Below are 18,404 nucleotides of genomic sequence, written 5' to 3'. Positions count from 1 at the left end.
TTGCCGATTACACGCATTTGTGGGCCTATGCCAGAGATCTGTACCAGACTCCGGGGTTCGGGGATACGACTGATTTTGCAGCGATCAAGAAGCATTACCATCTGTCCGCCCTGATAGCGGCTGAAGGCTCCAATCCGTACCGGATTTTGCCCAAAGGCCCGGACTTATCGGTCTGGAACACGCCGCATGGCCGCGCACAGGGAAAGGAGTCCTGAAGGTGATCACCTTAAAATCCCCCTCTGTATATGTGAACGAACCGGGAGCTTTGGCGAGGGCGGGAGCTCTTGTCGCGGAATTGGGACAGAAGGCATACGTGATCGGTGGCGCTAACGCTCTGGACAGAGTAAGCGGCCCGCTGCTTGCCAGTCTGCATTCAGCCGGAATAGAGACCGTTACGGAGGTTAACAACGGGGAAGTGACCCGCTCCAATATTGAAGAGTACGCCTGGAAGACGTCCGAGATCCGTCCGGATGCGCTGATCGGTGTGGGCGGAGGGCTGGTTCTGGATCTGGTCAAGGCGATAGGGGATCGAGCGGGCGTTCCCGTGGTTGCCGTGCCGACCATAGCGGCGACCTGCGCTGCCTGGTCCGCTCTGAGCATCCTGCACGACGATGAAGGCAGAGCTGACGGCGCTCTCTTTCTGCAGCGTTCGCCCGCTGTAGTTATTGCCGATTCCGATGTGCTGGCGGGGGCGCCGAAGCGGTATTTTGCCTCGGGAATTGGCGACACGCTGGCGAAATGGTATGAGGTTGCCCTGAACTTGCGGGAAGGGACGGGGAATCCGGACATCCTGCTGAGCCTTGCCCCCGCCAAGCTGGCGCTGGACATCATTGAGCGCTTCGGACCGGAGGCTTATTCGGAGGCGGGCAGCGGCAAGGCCGGACAAGCATTCAGGGAAGTAACCGATGCAATCATTATGCTGACCGGGCTGGCCGGCACGGTGAACGGGAAAGCGGGCCGGGCGCTGGTGGCGCATGCCATCCACGACAGCTTCACCCATCTGCCCGATACGCATTATACGCTGCACGGGGAGAAGGTCGGCTTCTGCCTTATTGTTCAATCGATTCTTGAAGGACGAAGCGATATTGAAGAGCTGACGGCGACGCTTCGGCGCTATAATCTGCCCGCTACGCTGGCCGAGCTCGGTATACAGAGCCATGTCGAGGACAAGATCCGCAAGGTGGCCGAATCGTCGCATATTATTCCATCCGCCAAAGGATTTGCCTTTCCCACGGACAACGGCCGGTTGATCGAAGCGATTGTGGCGGCCGATGCGGCGGGCCGTGTGGCTGTGCCCAACAGGACCGCGCTTGCTCAAAAAGCAGCGCCGGACCGGACATTATTTTCATATTATCCATATTAATAAAAGGTGGTTTCTTTAAAATGAACGTGATCAAATATGCAAAAAGTCAATTCCTTATCCTTATCCTCGTTGCCGTCGCGGTCATGGCGGCTCTAAGCGGATGCTCCTCCAATAATGCATCTTCCGAAAATAACGGACCAGCTCCTTCGGGTACTGAGGGTGCCGCAGGAGGAAGTCAAGCACCGGCGACCGGTTCCAGCGTCGATCTGAGCAAGGTCACACTGAAAGTCGGTCAGGTCGGTTGGCCGGAATGGGAGGAAGGCTTTAAAGCGGCGGGCCTGCTGGACACTCCCTACAAGCTGGAATTCAGCGTGTTTCAGGGCGGGAACCTGGAGCTTGAGGCCATAGCAGCCGACCAGCTCGACTTCGCTATTACGAGTGAAATTCCGCCGATTTTCGCTTCACAGGCGACCAATCAAGGCAACTTCAAAATTGTCGGCGTGCAAAAATGGAACACGCTGCTCCAGGAACTGGTCGTTCCCAAGAACTCGCCGATTAAATCGGTGGCGGAACTGAAGGGGAAACAGGTTGCTTACGTTCAAAACACCACTTCCCAATATTTTCTGGCCAAAATGCTGGAATCCGCAGGGCTGACCTGGAAGGATATCGTGCCGGTCAAGCTGACGACGGCCGAAGGATTGACCGCGCTGGTCGGGGGCAAGGTGGATGCGCTCGCCAGCTACAGCAACTCGATTACCGCCGCGCACCAGAACGGGGCCACTACGCTGGCAAGCGCGAAGGATATTCTCTCCGGCAACTTTCCGATCAGTGTCAATGTGAACGCAATTAACGATCCGGCCAGACACGCTGCGGTGGCTGATTTTCTGGAGCGGTTAACCCGGTACTACGAATGGACCCGCGCCAATCAGGAGCAGTGGGCTGAAATCACGGCGGAGAAGACCCATCAGAAAAAAGAAGATGTGCTGGATACGCTCGTCAATGGGGACAAGCAGCGTCCGCTTGCGCTGGAAGCTATATCGGAAGATGCGATCGCATCGCAGCAGGATATCGCCGATACGCTGACTTCGCTTGGACAATTGCCGGGCAAGGTTGAGGTTTCGGGTAGCTGGAGCCACGATTTTGATTCGGATATCGCCGGCATTCTGGCCGGGAAATAATCGGGAGAAGGAGGCGGCGGATATGGACAACCGGAGAAGGAGACAAGGGCTGCGGGCAGCCGTTCCGTGGATTGTGCCGGTCCTGATCATTGTCTTCTGGCATATTTCTACAACGACCGGCGTTGTGGCGGGAAACATCCTGCCGCCTCCGCTGGAAGTGGTTCGATCTTTTATTCATCTGCTTGAGAACGGCGAGCTGGCGCGAAATGTGGGCATCAGCACCCAAAGGGCGGTTCTTGGCTTTTTGATTGGCGGGTCGATCGGATTTCTGCTGGGACTAATCAACGGGGTGTGGTTCAAGGCGGAGCATCTACTGGACACTACGATTCAAATGATCCGTAACATCCCCCATTTGGCCTTGATTCCCATTGTTATTTTGTGGTTTGGCATCGGCGAACAGACCAAGCTGCTGCTGGTATCGCTGGGGGTGTTCTTCCCGATCTACTTAAATACGTTTCACGGCATTCGCTCCCTCGATCCGAAGCTTGTTGAGATGGGCAGAGTCTACGGTTATAAGGGAGTTCCGCTTTATTTCCATGTCATTTTGCCCGGAGCGCTTCCGTCCATTCTGGTCGGTATCCGCCAGTCGCTTGGCATTATGTGGCTTACGTTGATTGTGGCGGAAACCGTAGCGGCGGATTCGGGGATCGGCTATATGGCGATGAATGCGCGCGAATTTATGAGGATGGATATTATTGTGCTCAGTATTTTGCTGTACGCTCTTCTCGGAAAGCTGTCGGACAGTCTGGCGAAATGGCTGGAAAAAAGCTGGCTGCGGTGGCATCCGAACTTTACCAGAAAGGGATAGGAGGCATCGGAGCATGGAGAGAACGATTCAAGGCGCTTCCTTGCAGACACAAGGGCTGGAGAAACAGTTCGGGGACGTTACAGTGCTCAAAGGAATGGAGCTAACGGTGGAGCCGGGTGAATTCATCGCGGTTGTGGGAAAAAGCGGATGCGGCAAAAGCACGCTGCTTCGCCTGGTTGCCGGGCTGGAAATGCCGACCTCCGGGATGGCCCGTCTGGACGGCAAGCCGGTTAACGGAATCAACCCGGAGGCCCGGGTGCTGTTCCAGGAATCCCGTCTGCTTCCATGGAAAAGGGTGATTGAAAATGTCCGGCTCGGCGCCCCGGGCAGGGACCGGGACCGGGCGCTCGAAGCGCTGCGGCTTGTCGGGCTGGAAGCCCGCGCGCAGGACTGGCCCGGCGTGCTGTCGGGCGGACAGCAGCAGAGGGTCGCTCTGGCGCGGGCAATTGTGGGCCATCCGCGATTGCTGCTGCTGGACGAGCCGTTCGGCGCGCTGGATGCGTTAACCCGGCTGGACATGCAGAAGCTGATCGAGCGCCTGTGGGCGGAACAGCATTTTACCGTCCTGCTGGTGACGCATGATGTTAGCGAAGCTGTTGCGCTGGCGGACCGTGTCATTCTGGTTGAGGACGGGCGGGTCACGCTGGATGAGCGAATTGCGCTGGGCCGCCCGAGGCTCAGGGATTCGGGGTTTGCGCATTACGAAAATGTGATTTTGAAGCGGATCATGAACGTGACGGACGATACAGTCTATCCTAAAGCGAAGGAGTTCCAATACTCCATCTGATCAAGGCTGCGAACATAAAATAATTAGGGAGGAGTGCATTTCATGAACGGAACGAAACCGGACTATGCCTTTAACGAGAGGATTACCCTGCAGCATGTCGGACGCGCCAAGATTCATAATTCGGGCAGCGCCAATCTGTCCTACGGGTTTCCGGCGCCGGAACTGCTGCCCATTGAGGATATAAACCAAGCCGCTGCGGCTGCGCTTGTCCGCGGCAATGTGGACGCTCTGCATTACACCGGAGGCAAAGGCCCCGAGCTTGTAAGAAAATGGACGCTGCAGCGTCTGCGCAAGTTCGGCATCGAGGCGGACGAAGACAGCTACCTTGCCGTTTACGGGGCCAATCAGGGCATCGAGCTTGCTGCCCAGGTGCTTCTTAATCCGGGGGAGACGGTCTGGACCGAGGCTTCAACCTATTTCAATGCCCTTCATATGTTCAGGCATGCCGGAGCGCGGATTGAGGGCCTTCCCGTCGACCGGGACGGTCTTGACATTGACCGGGTGGAAAGCGCGCTGAAGCAGGCGGTTCAAAGCGGCGGAGCGCTGCCTAAATTCATTTATGTTATGCCTAACTTTCAAAATCCCACAGGGGCTGCCATGCCGCTTGAGCGAAGACGCCGCCTGGCCGGGCTGGCGAAGGAGTACAATATATTCATCCTGGAGGATGACGCGTACGGCGAGCTCAGATTTGAAGGAGCGAACCTGCCGTCCGTCTATTCTTTCGCTCCGGACAGGGTCATTTATCTGGGCACTTTCTCGAAGACGCTCGGTCCGGGCCTGCGTCTGGGAAGCGTCATCGCTCCGAATGAAGTAATCCGGAGAATGCGCTGCCTGACGCTGGACAGTCCTCCCAGCCCCGTTATCCAGGAAATTTTGGGATGGCTCCTGCACCATTATGATTATGACGCGCAGATTAAGCGCCTGACGAGCCTCTACAGAGCCCGGCGGGATGCGATGACGGAAGCGGTTCGCTCGGAGCTTGGAGAAGCCGCCGCTTATACGCAGCCTGAAGGGGGATTCTTCCTGTGGCTGGCCTTCCCGCAGGGGACGGATGCGGAGCGGCTGCATCGGCTGTCCGAGGACAGGGGGGTCAGCTTTGTGCCGGGCAGCCCGTTCTATGCCGCCGGGGGCAATCCTCCCTTCATCCGGCTGTGCTTCAGCTATTGCGGCGAAGCGGAAATTAAACGCGGCGTCAAGCGGCTCGGAGAGGCTTATCGCGACTATTTGAACAAGCTGTAGACCGGCTCTTTCGGCCGAGGCCATCCGGTTCGTCCGGCGATGCATCCGGTCCGATGATGAAATGGACACATCTGCTTCAATAATTTAGTCTCTTTATCTATAGATTCCTTGATGTTACGGGACGGCGCAAGTATAATTTAACCGTGCCGCTTCCGTTCTGGCCGGTGCCTTAGGTAGGGATTTGGATAAATAAAGAGGTGTACATGTGAGCAGCATAACCGTGGCCAAGGTGCTGAATAACAACGTTATCATCGCCGACCATCCCCAATATGCCGAAGTGGTCGTTATTGGCAAGGGAATCGGGTTTAATCGCAAAAGCCGCGACCGGATTGACTTATCCGCCGTGGAGAAGATGTTCATTCTCCGAAACCAGCAGGAGCAGGAACAATATAAACAGCTTGTGCCACAGGTAGAAGAGAAACTGATTGAAATTATTCAGGAAATCGTGCTGTACATTATGCAGCACAGCAGACAGCCGATCAGCGAGCATATTCATATTGCGCTGACAGATCATATCTCCTTCGCCATTCGGCGGTATGAGCAGGACGTAGCACTTCATAATCCTTTTTTATACGAGACGAAAGAGATCTATCCCGAGGAATATGCCATGGCCGAATACGCTATTTCCAAAATCAACAAGGCGATGGGCGTAACGATGCCTGTCGACGAGATCGGTTTTGTCGCCCTGCACATTCATAGCGCGCTCAGCAACAGCAGCGTTTCGGAGCTGAAGCAGCACTCCAAGCTCATTGCTGATTTGGTCAACCTTGTGGAGATCAGTCTTGAATACCGCGTTCCGAGAGATTCCCTGGATTATTCACGACTCGTTACCCATCTGCGGTTTGTGCTGGAACGGCTGCGCCGGGGTGAGGCGGTCAGGGAGACTTCATCGCTTGACACTTTGATGAAAAAGGAATACCCGGAAATGTATGCGCTCGCGTGGAAGCTGACGAAGGTGATGGAGCGGCGTACGCACTTGTCCGTGTATCCGGCGGAAGTGAGTTATCTGACCGTTCATTTACAGCGCCTTGCCCAGAAAAAAGAGGATGAAGCCGAGCTCGGCAGCTCTTAAAGACAGCGCTTTATTTTTTTTGAAACATGTATTGCAAGATCACCTGATTGGTGCTAGAATGAACCTTGTCAATAAGCAAAACAGAATATGAACGTGTAACTGATTCGATCAGGCATGAGTGATTTACAGTAACTTGGTTGTAGTTACCCTAGTCAGGGTAATCTAACTTTAGGGTTAGGGAACAACAGGTATGCTGTATACGCTCATGCCTTTTTTGTTCTCTGTTTTGCTTGGAGCCAATATCCAATCGTCCAAAGGAAGTGAAACTCAATGTTTAAAAAGCTTTTCGGCGTCCTGCAAAGAGTCGGTAAAGCGCTAATGCTTCCGGTTGCTATTCTTCCGGCGGCAGGTTTGCTTCTGGGGATCGGCAACATGCTGATCAACCCGGACTTTCTGCAGTACGTTCCGGCTCTGGAGAATCATACGGTTCAAGCGATTGCCAACGTATTGATGAACTCGGGTCAAATCGTATTCAGCAACCTGTCACTGCTGTTTGCCGTAGGCGTAGCCATCGGGCTTGCCGGAGGCGAGGGCGTTGCCGGCCTGGCGGCCATCATCGGTTACCTCGTCATGAATGTAACGATGGGAACGGTGCTTGGAATCAATGATTATGTTCTGAGCAGAGGCGATTTCGCATACGCCAGCGTGCTCGGGATTCCAACGCTGCAAACCGGGGTCTTCGGCGGTATTCTGGTCGGCATACTGGCATCATCCATGTACAAACGCTTTTTCAAAATCGAACTTCCTTCCTATCTTGGTTTCTTCGCAGGCAAACGGTTTGTGCCAATCATGACGGCGGCCACTTCCCTGCTCCTGGGCCTGGCGCTCACCGTGATCTGGCCTCCGATCCAGCACGGACTGAACTACGTGTCCGAGAGCATGATCGATACGAACCTGACGTTGTCGGCGTTCATCTTCGGCTTGATCGAACGCTCGCTGATTCCGTTCGGACTGCATCATATTTTCTACTCGCCGTTCTGGTATGAGTTCGGAAGCTATGTCGACAAAGCGGGCGATCTGGTCCGCGGCGACCAGCGCATCTTCATGCAGCAGCTTCGCGACGGTGTACCCTTTACGGCAGGCACGTTTACTACCGGTAAATATCCGTTCATGATGTTCGGCCTTCCGGCTGCGGCTCTGGCCATTTATCACGAGGCCAGACCGGAGAACAAAAAGCTCGTAGGGAGCTTGATGGTATCCGCAGCCCTGACCTCGTTCCTTACAGGGATCACCGAGCCGCTGGAATTCTCATTCCTGTTCGTCGCTCCGATGCTGTTCGCCGTGCATGTCGTCTTTGCGGGACTATCCTTCATGACGATGCAGATTCTGGGCGTCAAGATCGGGATGACGTTCTCTGGCGGATTTATCGACTACACGCTGTTTGGCATCATTCCGAATCGCACCGCCTGGTGGCTCGTGATTCCGGTCGGTCTTGCCATCGCCGTTATCTACTACTTCGGCTTCCGCTTCGTTATCCGCAAGTTCAATCTGAAGACGCCGGGCCGCGAAGATGTCGTGGATAATGACGCCGATGGCGCAGGTTCAAATGCGGCGGCGGTATCCACTGCGGGGGATGACCTTCCGCGCAATATTCTTTCCGCTCTTGGCGGTCAGCAGAATATCGTTCATCTGGACGCCTGCATTACCCGCCTGCGGGTAGAGGTCAAAGAGAAGGCGAATGTCGACAAGAACCGGCTGAAGAAGCTGGGCGCTTCCGGCGTACTGGAAGTGGGTAATAACGTACAGGCCATTTTCGGCACCCGGTCGGATACGATCAAATCGCAAATTCAGGACGTTATCGCAGGCAGAACTCCGGCGGCCGCTCCAGTGGACGCAGCTCCGCAGCCTGAATTAGAGCAGCAGGCGGGTGAAGCGGGCGAGACGATTGTTCCCGAAGATATCGTATCGCCGGTAAACGGGGAGCTGCTGGATATCACAGAGGTTCCGGACGCGGTATTCTCGCAAAAGATGACGGGCGACGGCTTCGCGTTCCTGTCCTCCGACGGCAAGATCGCTTCACCGGTCAACGGTAAAGTATTTAATGTATTCCCGAGCAAGCATGCGGTCGGCATTATGTCTGACGGCGGCAAGGAAGTGCTGGTGCATATCGGCGTCAACACGGTCAAGCTGAAAGGCCAAGGCTTTACAGTCTTAGTTGAGGAAGGCGATCTCGTCGCCGCCGGCCAGCCGATCATGGAGGTTGACATCGAATATGTGAAGGCTCATGCGCCTTCAGTCATTTCGCCGGTGATTTTCTCGAATCTGCCTGAAGGCTCTGCCGTTACCCTGAAGAAGCCGGGCAAGGTATCTATCGGCGACAAAGACATCATCAGCATTAAGCAATCAGTTACCATCTAAACTGGTTACTTTAGTAAAAGTGCAAACTGGCTACGCTTCCTTTATAATAAATGGAAGCGAAAGCTGTTAAAATAAACCCACTAATTAGAGAAAGCGAGTTGGATTAATTATGCAAAAAACATTCAGAATTATTGACGAAGACGGAATTCACGCACGCCCGGCTACGGCCTTGGTCAACACAGCAACCAAATTCAAAGGAACCGAAGCTTTCGCGGAAGCCAAAGGTAAAAAAGTAACTTTGAAATCCATCCTCGGCGTTCTTTCCCTGGGCCTGGAGCCTGGCGACACGCTGACGCTGATCACAGACGGCAGCGAAGAAACCGAAGCGCTGAGCGCGCTTCAGGAAGTGATGATTAAAGAAGGGCTGGGAGAACTGAATGAGTAAAATTTCAGGAATCGCGGCTTCGGCAGGGATTGCGATAGCACGAGCCTTTATCCTGGAACACCCCGACTACACCATCAAGAAGACTACGGTAACGGATGTAGAAGCGGAAGTGGTTAAGCTGGAGGAAGCGCTCGACAAATCGAAAGCGGAACTGCTGAAGATTAAAGAACGCACTTTGGCTGAACTGGGCGAGAAGAAAGCGGAGATTTTCGAATCCCATCTGCTCATTCTGGATGATCCAGAGCTGATTAGCCCCGTAAAGGATAAAATCCGTGAGGAAGCTGTAAATGCGGATTATGCATTGAATGAAGTGGCGACCCAGTTTATCGCCATGTTTGAGAATATGAAGAGCGCCTATCTTCAGGAGCGCGCAGCCGATATGCGGGACGTAACGAAGCGCGTGCTGAACCATCTGCTCGGCATTCATTATGTGAGCCCGGCAGAAATCAGCGAAGAGGTCGTCGTTATCGCAGAAGACCTGACTCCGTCGGATACGGCCCAGCTTAACCGGCAATATGTCAAAGGCTTTACAACCAACATCGGCGGCCGTACGTCTCACTCGGCCATCATGGCCCGCTCGCTGGAGATTCCGGCCGTGGTCGGCACCAAGGATGTGCTTACCCAGGCCAAATCGGGCGATCTCGTTATTGTCGACGGCTTGAGCGGTGACGTGCTTATTAACCCGAGTGAGGCCGAAGTTGCGGAATACAGCGCCAAGCAGGAAGCTTATGCGCTGCAGATTGCCGAGTGGAGAAAGCTTCGCGACGAGCCGACGGTATCCGTAGACGGCAAGCATGTGGAACTTGCCGCCAACATCGGCACGCCGAACGACGTTGCGGGTGTTATCGAGAACGGGGGCGAAGGCGTTGGCTTGTACCGCACCGAGTTCCTGTACATGGGCAGAGACAAGCTGCCTTCCGAGGAAATCCAGTACAATGCCTACCGGACGGTTCTGGAAAATATGAACGGCAAGCCGGTTGTCGTCCGCACGCTGGACATTGGCGGCGACAAAGAGCTGCCTTACCTTGATTTGCCGAAGGAAATGAACCCGTTCCTGGGCTTCCGCGCCGTTCGTCTCTGTTTGGAGCGCCAGGACATTTTCCGCACGCAGCTGCGCGCTCTGCTCAGAGCGAGCGTTCATGGCAACCTGCGCATCATGTTCCCGATGATTGCGACGCTTACGGAATTCCGCGCCGCCCGCGATCTGCTGCTTGAAGAGAAAGCCAAGCTGCAGGCGGAAGGCCAGGAAGTATCGGACAGCATCCAGCTCGGCATTATGGTGGAGATACCATCCACGGCCGTCCTTGCGGATCAGTTCGCCAAAGAAGTCGATTTCTTCAGTATCGGTACGAATGATCTCATTCAATATACAATGGCTGCCGACCGCATGAATGAACGGGTGTCTTATCTGTACCAGCCGTACAATCCCGCGATCCTGCGTCTGGTCAAGAATGTGATCGACGCTGCCCATGCCCAGGGCAAATGGACAGGAATGTGCGGTGAGATGGCCGGTGACGCAACAGCTATTCCGCTGCTGCTTGGCCTTGGGCTTGACGAGTTCAGCATGAGCGCAACCTCGATCTTGCCGGCTCGCAGTCAAATTTCCAAGCTGTCTGTCGAAGAAATGAAGGAGCTGGCTGCGAAAGCGCTGGATCTTGGCACGGCGGAAGAAGTAGTTGCTCTGGTGCGCGCCATCGGCAACTAATCCCGTTTGTGTCAGGACAGAACCTCGGTTTAACTTCGATCGCTTTTCCAATCGTTTCCTCGCCGGTCCCTTAAGGGACCGGCTTTTTAATTTGGCGAATTTCGTGGCAAAATGGCGACGATGTTCATAATATTGCCATTAATTGGTGTCATCCGCATATAATTGTTAGTGAAATAGATGATAATGCGGGTTATAATCATTAAAATTGAAAGTAATTTGGTTGTTATTATTTAGGAAAAGCTGTTTTCAGCCGATAATAAGCAAGTGGTATAGCGAAACCAGAAAAAACCCAAGCCTGTGAACATATTGTTACATATTATATATTAGCAATGAGCTTTATTCCGGTTCATTGCGATGTATAAGACATCCGGAAACAGGGCATATATGGATCTAGCAACTTCCGGCGGAGCTTTTGCAAGGAAGCGATAGGATGGTGGAATAATGAAAAATTATATAAATGCGGAACCCGCAGCGGAAATATATGGCGGCATGGATTTAGGTGTAAACTACACTCCGGAGAGCAGCATATTCAAGGTGTGGGCCCCGGCGGCATTTGCCGTCTCCCTTGTTCTGTACAATTTCGGAGGAGAAGAAATTGGAAATGCGGAGGGCTCGGAGGATGCCCGGTTGACTTACATGCTTCGCCGCGACGGAGGCGTGTGGCAGGTGAAAATCGCGGGCGACCTGAAAGGTAAATTTTACATGTACCGGGTTGTGTTCGCGGACGGGACGATCCGTGAGGCAGCCGATCCGTATTCGACAGCCGTTTCTGTTAACGGGCTCAGCTCAGCCATCATTGATCTGCGGGATACCGATCCCGAAGGCTGGGAGCAGGACGTTTCTCCCCCTCTGCCGCATCCCGTGGATGCCGTGCTCTACGAGCTTCATGTTCGCGATTTCTCCATTCACGAAAGCTCGGGCGTCATAGTGAAAGGAAAATATAAAGCGTTCACTGAGACGGGCCTGCGCGATCCTGAAGGCAATACACTCGGAATCGATCATTTAAGCGAACTTGGCATCACGCATGTGCACTTGCTGCCCGTTTTCGATTTTCAGACGGTGGATGAGCTGCAGCAGAAGGATGGGTTCCCGGGCGAAAATAACTACAACTGGGGATACGACCCTCAGCACTATAACGCTCCGGAAGGCTCCTACAGCACGAATGCCGCCGATCCGGCTGTGCGCATCCGGGAATTTAAAGAAATGGTTCAGGCGCTGCACCAGCGGGGAATCTCGGTTGTTATGGATGTTGTATATAATCATACTTATTCTGTCGAAGGGGGACCCTTCGAGGCGTTTGCGCCCGGGTACTTCTATCGGCATGATTATGCTGGCCGTCTCTCCAACGGCTCCGGCGTCGGCAATGAGCTGGCCACTGAGCGGCCGATGGTGCGCAAGTTCATCAAGGATTCGGTTCGTCATTGGGCGACGGAGTATCATATCGATGGGTTCCGCTTTGATCTCATGGGCCTGATCGATACGGTAACGATGCGTGAAATTGTCGAGGAGCTGCGCCTGGAAGTCAATCCGAACCTGATCTTTTACGGGGAGCCCTGGACCGGAGGCGACTCCCCGCTGGTATCCAAGACGCTGAAAGGCGCGCAGCGCGGAAAAGGCTATGCCGTCTTCAACGATAACTTCCGGTCCGCCATCAAAGGAGACAGCGACGGCTGGGGCAGAGGCTTTGTCACGGGAGAGCTTGGCAAGGAGGGGGCTGTCGCGGCAGGCATTATCGGCGCCGTTCACGATTTCACGGACTCTCCGGCGGAGACGGTCAATTATGTGACTGCTCATGACAATCTGAATCTGTGGGATAAGCTGCTCGCGGCGCAGGGTCTTCGCCAGGATTCGCGGTTTCCGGATCTGGAGAACGGAAGACTGAAAAATGGAGGCAGTCTGGAAGAGGCTGTCGAGAGCGCCGATCCGTATGTCGGCATTAGTGAAGAGATCCTGTTGGAAAATGAAACGGTGCGGCGGTCGCTGTTGGCGGCCGGAATGGTGCTGACCTCTCAGGGCATTCCTTTCCTGCACGCGGGAGATGAGCTGCTCCGCAGCAAATATGGCGATCATAACAGCTACCGGAGCGGCGACGCCATCAATGCGATCCGTTGGAGCAACAAGGCAAGGTTCCTTCCGGTGTTCCATTATTACAAAAATTTGATCGCGCTCCGCCGAAACCACCCGGCCTTTCGGCTGCGTGGACGTCAGGAAATTGAGCGCTCGCTGGAGATTTACCGCTGCGATGGCGGCGTTGTGTCCTATGTCCTGAAGAATCACGCCGGCGGCGACTTGTGGAAGAACATCGTTGTTCTGTTCAACGCCAATCCCTGGGAGGTCACGACAGGCCTGCCTGCCTGCTCCGAACAATGGAATGTCGTAGTCGATCATACCCGGGCGGAGACAGCGCCTTTTCGCAAGGAGGAAGGGCCGGAGGTGCAGCTGGAAGGACTATCGATGATGGTGCTCTACGATGAGTGCGGAACGCCGCCTCCGAGGGCGAAGACAGTCGAGGTGCACTATGAGCGTGCCGACGGGGACTACAGAGGCTGGAATTTATGGGTATGGGGCACCGGAATACAGGATGGTCAATGTGATTTCCGCTACATGGAAGACGGCCGGGCGGTCGCCACGGTCGAGGTGTTGCCGGAGACCCGCTCCTTTGGCTACATTCTGCGGGTGAATGATTGGGAGGCCAGAGACGGAAGCACAGACCGCTTCATTGATTGCTCGGAAAGCGAAGAAGAGATCAAGGTATTGATCAGAGACAGCGATGACAACAGCTTGGTTGACAAGAAGCTCTCCATGACAAGTTAAGCGATGCGTTAAACCGTATGCGAAAGGCTGCTTCGTCCGCTGATACTCTGCGGCGCCGGGCAGCCTTTTTTCAAGTTGTCCGTTCATCTTCTTGAGGTTTCTTGTTCGGGGTATTCTTCATTCATTGTCTCGTCATAGAGATTAAACTCATTTCCTCCATGGCTCTTGGAACGGTACATGGCCAGATCGGCTGCGCGCAGAAGTTCATTAATCGTTCTTCCATGCCGGGGATACAGCGCGACTCCAATACTGGCCGAAGTACGGAAGCTTGATCCGTGGTTTACAGACCATTCCTTGTTGAACAGCTGAAGCAGCCGGTCCAGAATATCATGGAGCGCTTCGTGAATCGATCCGAGGTGAAGAATGACGGCGAATTCGTCGCCTCCAATTCGAAAAGCCTGGCCCAGGCCCTTAACGCTCTGCTGAAGCTCGCCGGACAGCAGCTGCAGAAATTCATCTCCAGCCAGATGGCCGAGGGTGTCGTTGAGCTGCTTGAACCTGTCGCAATCCAGCAGGGCGAGCGCGAATGTTTGCCTGCGGTCATCGGGATTGGCGAGCAGGTTCTCCATATACATTTTAAAATGTGCCCGGTTGGGGATCGAAGTCAGATGGTCGTAGAACGCCAGCTTGTGCAGCCGCTCCTCGTGCTGCTTCCGCTGCGTTATTTCCCGGGAAACCAGCATGAACTGAGCCGGGAATGACAGGTTGCCTCTCACAGGCGATACCTTTGTCTCCAGCCAGATCCAATGACCGTCGGCGCTTTTTATTCTCAGCTCCGCCATTCGCGGCGTCGCTTGCACAACGCTCTTCAGCTTGGCCCAGGCGATTTCCGACTCCCTGATGTAAGCCGAGAGAGGCTGGCCCTTCTTGGGGACGTAGCCCAGTGCAGATAAATGCGACGGGGATGCATATAATATCAGGCCGTTCGCATCGGTTAACAGAATAAAATCGGACATCGTTTCCCCGATAAGCTGGTACAGAGCCTGATCCTCCCGCATCTCGCTTTGGAGCGAGACAATTCGTTGGACAAGATAAATAATCACCAGGACGAGCATGAACAGCAGAAGAGAGTAGAGCGCGAACACCGTGCTTTTCTGTTCGTGAAAATCGAAGACAACCCGTTCGGCATAGACGCCGATCAGTTGCTCCGCCTGCTCCAGACTCCGGTGCGCATCATTCAGTTGATCGCTGTACACCGCCGAAGAAGTGGAACCCGGATTCCCGTCGCCGAGCGGCCAATCGGATGAGAGGACTAGGCCCGCGGCTGCCCGCCATTCGCCAAAGGGGCCTTTAAATTGGGCAAGCTGCTTCCGGATTTCGCCAAGCAGCGCCTTGCTGCTTCCGAGGCTTGGATAAGACTCCATGGAGGCCAGATTTCGCACAATGGTATTTATGCTCTTCTCGGTCTCGGCCAGGCTGCTCCCGAATTCCTGCCGGAAATGAGAACGCTGCAATCCGGTTAAAGAAGGGTTTAGAGCGCTCTGAAGGAGCAGTGAAGATTGATATAAATCGCGGTCAGCCCTAAAAATGAGATCCGTATTCCGGTAAATGTCCTTGTATAGGGTATCCGAGAACCGGTTGATGGAATGGTTCAAATACAGCAGGGAACCGATGCTGATCGTAATCAAGAGAACCGTTATGGCGGCGAATAATACAATGAGTTTATGAGTCTTTTTCGCTTCGGTGAACCGGGCCACTATTCTTCCTCTCCTCGCAAAAAGCATATTGGAAACTACCCTATGTATTTGTCCGAAAGCCGGGCGGAATGATGCGTCAAAAAACTGTTGAGACTTATTACCCAGCTTATGCGCCTTCGATACATTGTTGTCCCAATCGCTCTGGCCTTCCCCGCCTGTCCGTCAGCGGTTATCTTCTTTCGGCTTGCCAAAGCGGCGAGTATTGCCTATAATAAATGGACGTTACTTTGTTGATTATAAACAATGCTACGATGGAGAAGAGTACACAGCATCTGTCCCACAGGGAGGAAACGCCGGAGATTGAGAGCGTGGCCGGGAAGCAGGGCTGTCGAAGTTCGCTCCGGAGCAGTTCCTTGAACTTTGCCCCATTGAAGGCGGGACAGTCAGTAGAGGATACCGGCCGCAGACCGTTATTTCTGCATAAAGTGAGGCGGTCTATAGGGCGCTTGTCCGGTTTGGGGAAGCAGCTCGTTCATAGTGCCTAACAAGGGTGGTACCACGGTCTTTTCGTCCCTTACCGGGAGAAAAGGCTTTTTTTGTGCATGAATATTGAAGTGAAGGAGGCTGCTAAAGCCATGAAAGAAAAGCTGGAAGCATTGAAGGTTGTAGCGCTGGAGAAGCTGCGGGAAGTTCAGGACCCTCAGACCCTGAATGATCTGCGGGTAAAATATCTCGGGAAGAAGGGCGAGCTTACGGAGGTTCTGCGCGGCATGGGTTCACTCAGCGCGGAGGAGCGTCCGGTCATCGGACAAGTGGCGAACGCGGTGCGAAGCGCCATTGAGGAGATTATCGGCGCGAAGCAGGAAGCTTTTCAGGAGCAGGAAACGCTGAAGCGCCTGCAGGCGGAGAAGGTGGATGTCACGCTGCCGGGACGCCGTCTTCCTCAGGGGGGCATTCATCCGCTGAACCGGGTCATTCAAGAGATTGAGGATATCTTCATTGGCATGGGCTACCGTGTGGCTGAAGGTCCCGAGGTGGAGACGGATTATTACAATTTCGAGGCGCTGAACCTGCCGAAGAACCATCCGGCCCGCGACATGCAGGATTCTTTCTATCTGACGGAGGAGCTGCTGATGCGCACGCAGACATCTCCGGTGCAGATTCGCACCATGCAGTCGATGGAAGGAGAGGTTCCCGTTAAAATCATCTGCCCGGGCAGAGTATTCCGCCGCGACGACGACGATGCGACCCACTCTTTCCAGTTCCATCAAATTGAAGGGCTGGTCATCGGACCGAATATCCGCATGAGCGACCTGAAGGGCACACTCCAGCAGTTCGTTAAGGAAATGTTCGGGCCAAGCACGGGCATCCGCCTTCGTCCAAGCTTCTTTCCGTTTACCGAACCGAGTGTAGAGGTCGATGTGAGCTGCTTCAAATGCGGCGGACATGGCTGTAGACTGTGCAAGCAGTCGGGCTGGCTGGAAATTCTGGGCGCCGGTATGGTGCACCCGAAGGTGCTGGAAATGGGCGGTTACGATCCCGAAAAATACAGCGGATTCGCTTTCGGCATGGGTGCTGAGCGGATCGCGATGCTGAAATACGGCATTGATGACATTCGTAATTTCTATTTCAACGATATGGGCTTTGTCAAGCAGTTCCGGGGCGTGTAAGATCCCTAGCAGCGTACCAATATCAACATTAAATAAGGAAGTGAGCGGACATGAAAGTATCTACCGGCTGGCTGGCTGATTATATATCGCTGGAGGGCGTGACCGCCGAGGAACTGGCGGATAAAATTACGGACGCGGGCATTGAGATTGACGGCGTGGAGCGCCGCAATAAAGGACTGTCCGGAATCGTCACCGGATTTGTCAAATCAAAGGAGAAGCATCCTGACGCCGACAAGCTGAATGTGTGCATTGTCGACGCCGGCCAGGAAGAGGACCTGCAGATTGTCTGCGGCGCGAAGAACGTTGCCGCCGGCCAAAAGGTTCCCGTGGCGCTGGTCGGCGCCAAGCTGCCGGGTCTTGAAATCAAGAAGGCGAAGCTTCGCGGCGTCTTGTCCCAGGGCATGATCTGTTCGGCCAAGGAGCTGGGCCTGAATGACAAGCTGCTGCCGAAAGAGCTGCAGGAGGGCATTCTGGTGCTGCCCGGCGATACGGAGATCGGTCAGGACATTACGAAGGTGCTCGGCCTGAACGACGAAATTCTGGAGTTCGATTTGACCCCGAACCGGTCCGACTGTCTAAGCATGATCGGCGCGGCTTACGAGACAAGCGCCATTCTGGGACGCGAGCTATCCTTGCCAAATCCCGGCCGAGACATTATTGAAGTCGCCGTTCCCGCATCGGACGCCATATCGGTCAGTATTGAGAACGAAGCGCATTGCAAGCATTACGCGGTCCGCTACATCACCGGCGTGAAGCCTGCTCCTTCTCCGCTGTGGATGCAGAACCGCCTCATGGCGGCGGGCGTCCGTCCAATCAACAATATTGTGGATATCACAAACTACGTCATGCTGGAATACGGGCAGCCGCTGCATGCCTTCGACGCCGACCGGCTGGAAGGGGGCGTGCTCGGCGTCCGCCTTGCCCGTGAAGGCGAGAGCTTGACCACGCTGGACGGCCAGGAGCGCAAGCTTGAGCCGCATATGCTCGTGATCGCGGACGGAGCCAAGGCGGTGGCATTGGCCGGGGTGATGGGCGGCCTCAATTCAGAGGTGACCGATCAGACCGTGAATATCGTGCTGGAGTCGGCCCGGTTCGACGGCGGAACGGTCCGCAAGACCTCCCGCCAGCTCGGTCTCCGCTCGGAAGCCTCCCTGCGGTTCGAGAAGGAAGTGGACCCGCGTTCCGTGATTCCCGCGCTGGATCGCGCGGCTGCGCTTCTGGCTGGCTACGCGGGCGGCACTGTGCATGCAGGGATCGTTCAGACGGGAACCGATGAGGTGCCCGAACAAGTGATCAGGCTGTCGCTGGATAAAGCCAACCGCCGTCTTGGCACGGAGCTCTCGCTGCTTGAAGTGAAGACGCTGTTTGCGCGGCTGCATTTTTCATACGGGGACGCGGAAGAAGGAGTCGTCGAGGTCAGCGTGCCTACAAGACGCGGCGATATTACC

General features: G+C 54.7%; 14 protein-coding genes and 1 pseudogene. 14 read left to right on the top strand and 1 reads right to left on the bottom strand.

The features are described 5' to 3' along the window. The 11 genes and pseudogenes from L692_RS33330 to pulA all read left to right on the top strand — a co-directional run. Positions 1 to 215, top strand: a pseudogene (locus tag L692_RS33330) (glutathione S-transferase family protein); the annotation flags it as partial. Between the two features lie 2 nt (positions 216 to 217). Further along, on the top strand, positions 218 to 1,363 hold the full coding sequence (locus tag L692_RS0126440) for an iron-containing alcohol dehydrogenase family protein (protein ID WP_025702887.1): 1,146 nt from the start codon (positions 218 to 220) through the stop codon (positions 1,361 to 1,363). Between the two features lie 20 nt (positions 1,364 to 1,383). After that, a complete protein-coding gene (locus tag L692_RS0126435) occupies positions 1,384 to 2,481 on the top strand; it encodes an ABC transporter substrate-binding protein (RefSeq protein ID WP_025702886.1) in 1,098 nt (365 codons plus the stop codon). A gap of 22 nt (positions 2,482 to 2,503) precedes the next feature. After that, entirely contained in the window at positions 2,504 to 3,289 is a 786-nt protein-coding gene (locus L692_RS0126430; RefSeq protein ID WP_025702885.1) for an ABC transporter permease subunit, read from the top strand. Between the two features lie 13 nt (positions 3,290 to 3,302). After that, positions 3,303 to 4,076: an ATP-binding cassette domain-containing protein gene (locus L692_RS0126425; RefSeq protein ID WP_025702884.1), complete on the top strand. Its 774-nt coding sequence runs from the start codon at positions 3,303 to 3,305 to the stop codon at positions 4,074 to 4,076. A gap of 42 nt (positions 4,077 to 4,118) precedes the next feature. Further along, positions 4,119 to 5,315 (top strand): aminotransferase-like domain-containing protein, encoded by a 1,197-nt coding sequence (locus tag L692_RS0126420; RefSeq protein WP_025702883.1) that lies wholly within the window; start codon positions 4,119 to 4,121, stop codon positions 5,313 to 5,315. A gap of 205 nt (positions 5,316 to 5,520) precedes the next feature. Continuing rightward, positions 5,521 to 6,387 (top strand): glucose PTS transporter transcription antiterminator GlcT, encoded by an 867-nt coding sequence (gene glcT, locus L692_RS0126415; RefSeq protein WP_025702882.1) that lies wholly within the window; start codon positions 5,521 to 5,523, stop codon positions 6,385 to 6,387. A gap of 270 nt (positions 6,388 to 6,657) precedes the next feature. Further along, complete coding sequence (gene ptsG, locus L692_RS0126410) at positions 6,658 to 8,745, top strand: glucose-specific PTS transporter subunit IIBC (protein ID WP_025702881.1); 2,088 nt, start codon at positions 6,658 to 6,660, stop codon at positions 8,743 to 8,745. A gap of 109 nt (positions 8,746 to 8,854) precedes the next feature. Further along, positions 8,855 to 9,130 carry an HPr family phosphocarrier protein gene (locus L692_RS0126405; protein ID WP_025702880.1) on the top strand — a complete coding sequence of 92 codons (276 nt, stop codon included), beginning with the start codon at positions 8,855 to 8,857 and terminating at the stop codon, positions 9,128 to 9,130. After that, entirely contained in the window at positions 9,123 to 10,835 is a 1,713-nt protein-coding gene (gene ptsP / locus L692_RS0126400) for a phosphoenolpyruvate--protein phosphotransferase (RefSeq protein ID WP_025702879.1), read from the top strand. The genes L692_RS0126405 and ptsP overlap by 8 nt, the downstream gene beginning before the upstream one ends. Before the next feature lie 441 nt (positions 10,836 to 11,276). Continuing rightward, positions 11,277 to 13,649 (top strand): type I pullulanase, encoded by a 2,373-nt coding sequence (gene pulA / locus L692_RS0126395; protein WP_025702878.1) that lies wholly within the window; start codon positions 11,277 to 11,279, stop codon positions 13,647 to 13,649. A gap of 83 nt (positions 13,650 to 13,732) precedes the next feature. On the opposite strand, the gene L692_RS30910 is transcribed toward pulA, so the two are convergent. After that, positions 13,733 to 15,346 (bottom strand): diguanylate cyclase domain-containing protein, encoded by a 1,614-nt coding sequence (locus L692_RS30910; protein WP_025702877.1) that lies wholly within the window; start codon positions 15,344 to 15,346, stop codon positions 13,733 to 13,735. Between the two features lie 230 nt (positions 15,347 to 15,576). Here L692_RS30910 and L692_RS33325 point away from each other — a divergent pair, with 230 nt between their 5' ends. The 3 genes from L692_RS33325 to pheT all read left to right on the top strand — a co-directional run. After that, complete coding sequence (locus L692_RS33325) at positions 15,577 to 15,831, top strand: hypothetical protein (protein WP_198027842.1); 255 nt, start codon at positions 15,577 to 15,579, stop codon at positions 15,829 to 15,831. 90 nt (positions 15,832 to 15,921) lie between these two features. Then, positions 15,922 to 16,956: a phenylalanine--tRNA ligase subunit alpha gene (pheS, locus tag L692_RS0126385; RefSeq protein ID WP_025702876.1), complete on the top strand. Its 1,035-nt coding sequence runs from the start codon at positions 15,922 to 15,924 to the stop codon at positions 16,954 to 16,956. Between the two features lie 50 nt (positions 16,957 to 17,006). Further along, the coding region (gene pheT / locus L692_RS0126380) for a phenylalanine--tRNA ligase subunit beta (RefSeq protein WP_025702875.1) at positions 17,007 to 18,404 on the top strand (1,398 nt) is incomplete at its 3' end.

The organism is Paenibacillus forsythiae T98 (assembly GCF_000520735.1).
Classification (GTDB): domain Bacteria; phylum Bacillota; class Bacilli; order Paenibacillales; family Paenibacillaceae; genus Paenibacillus_AQ; species Paenibacillus_AQ forsythiae.
This window is presented reverse-complemented; position numbering and strand designations above follow the sequence as displayed.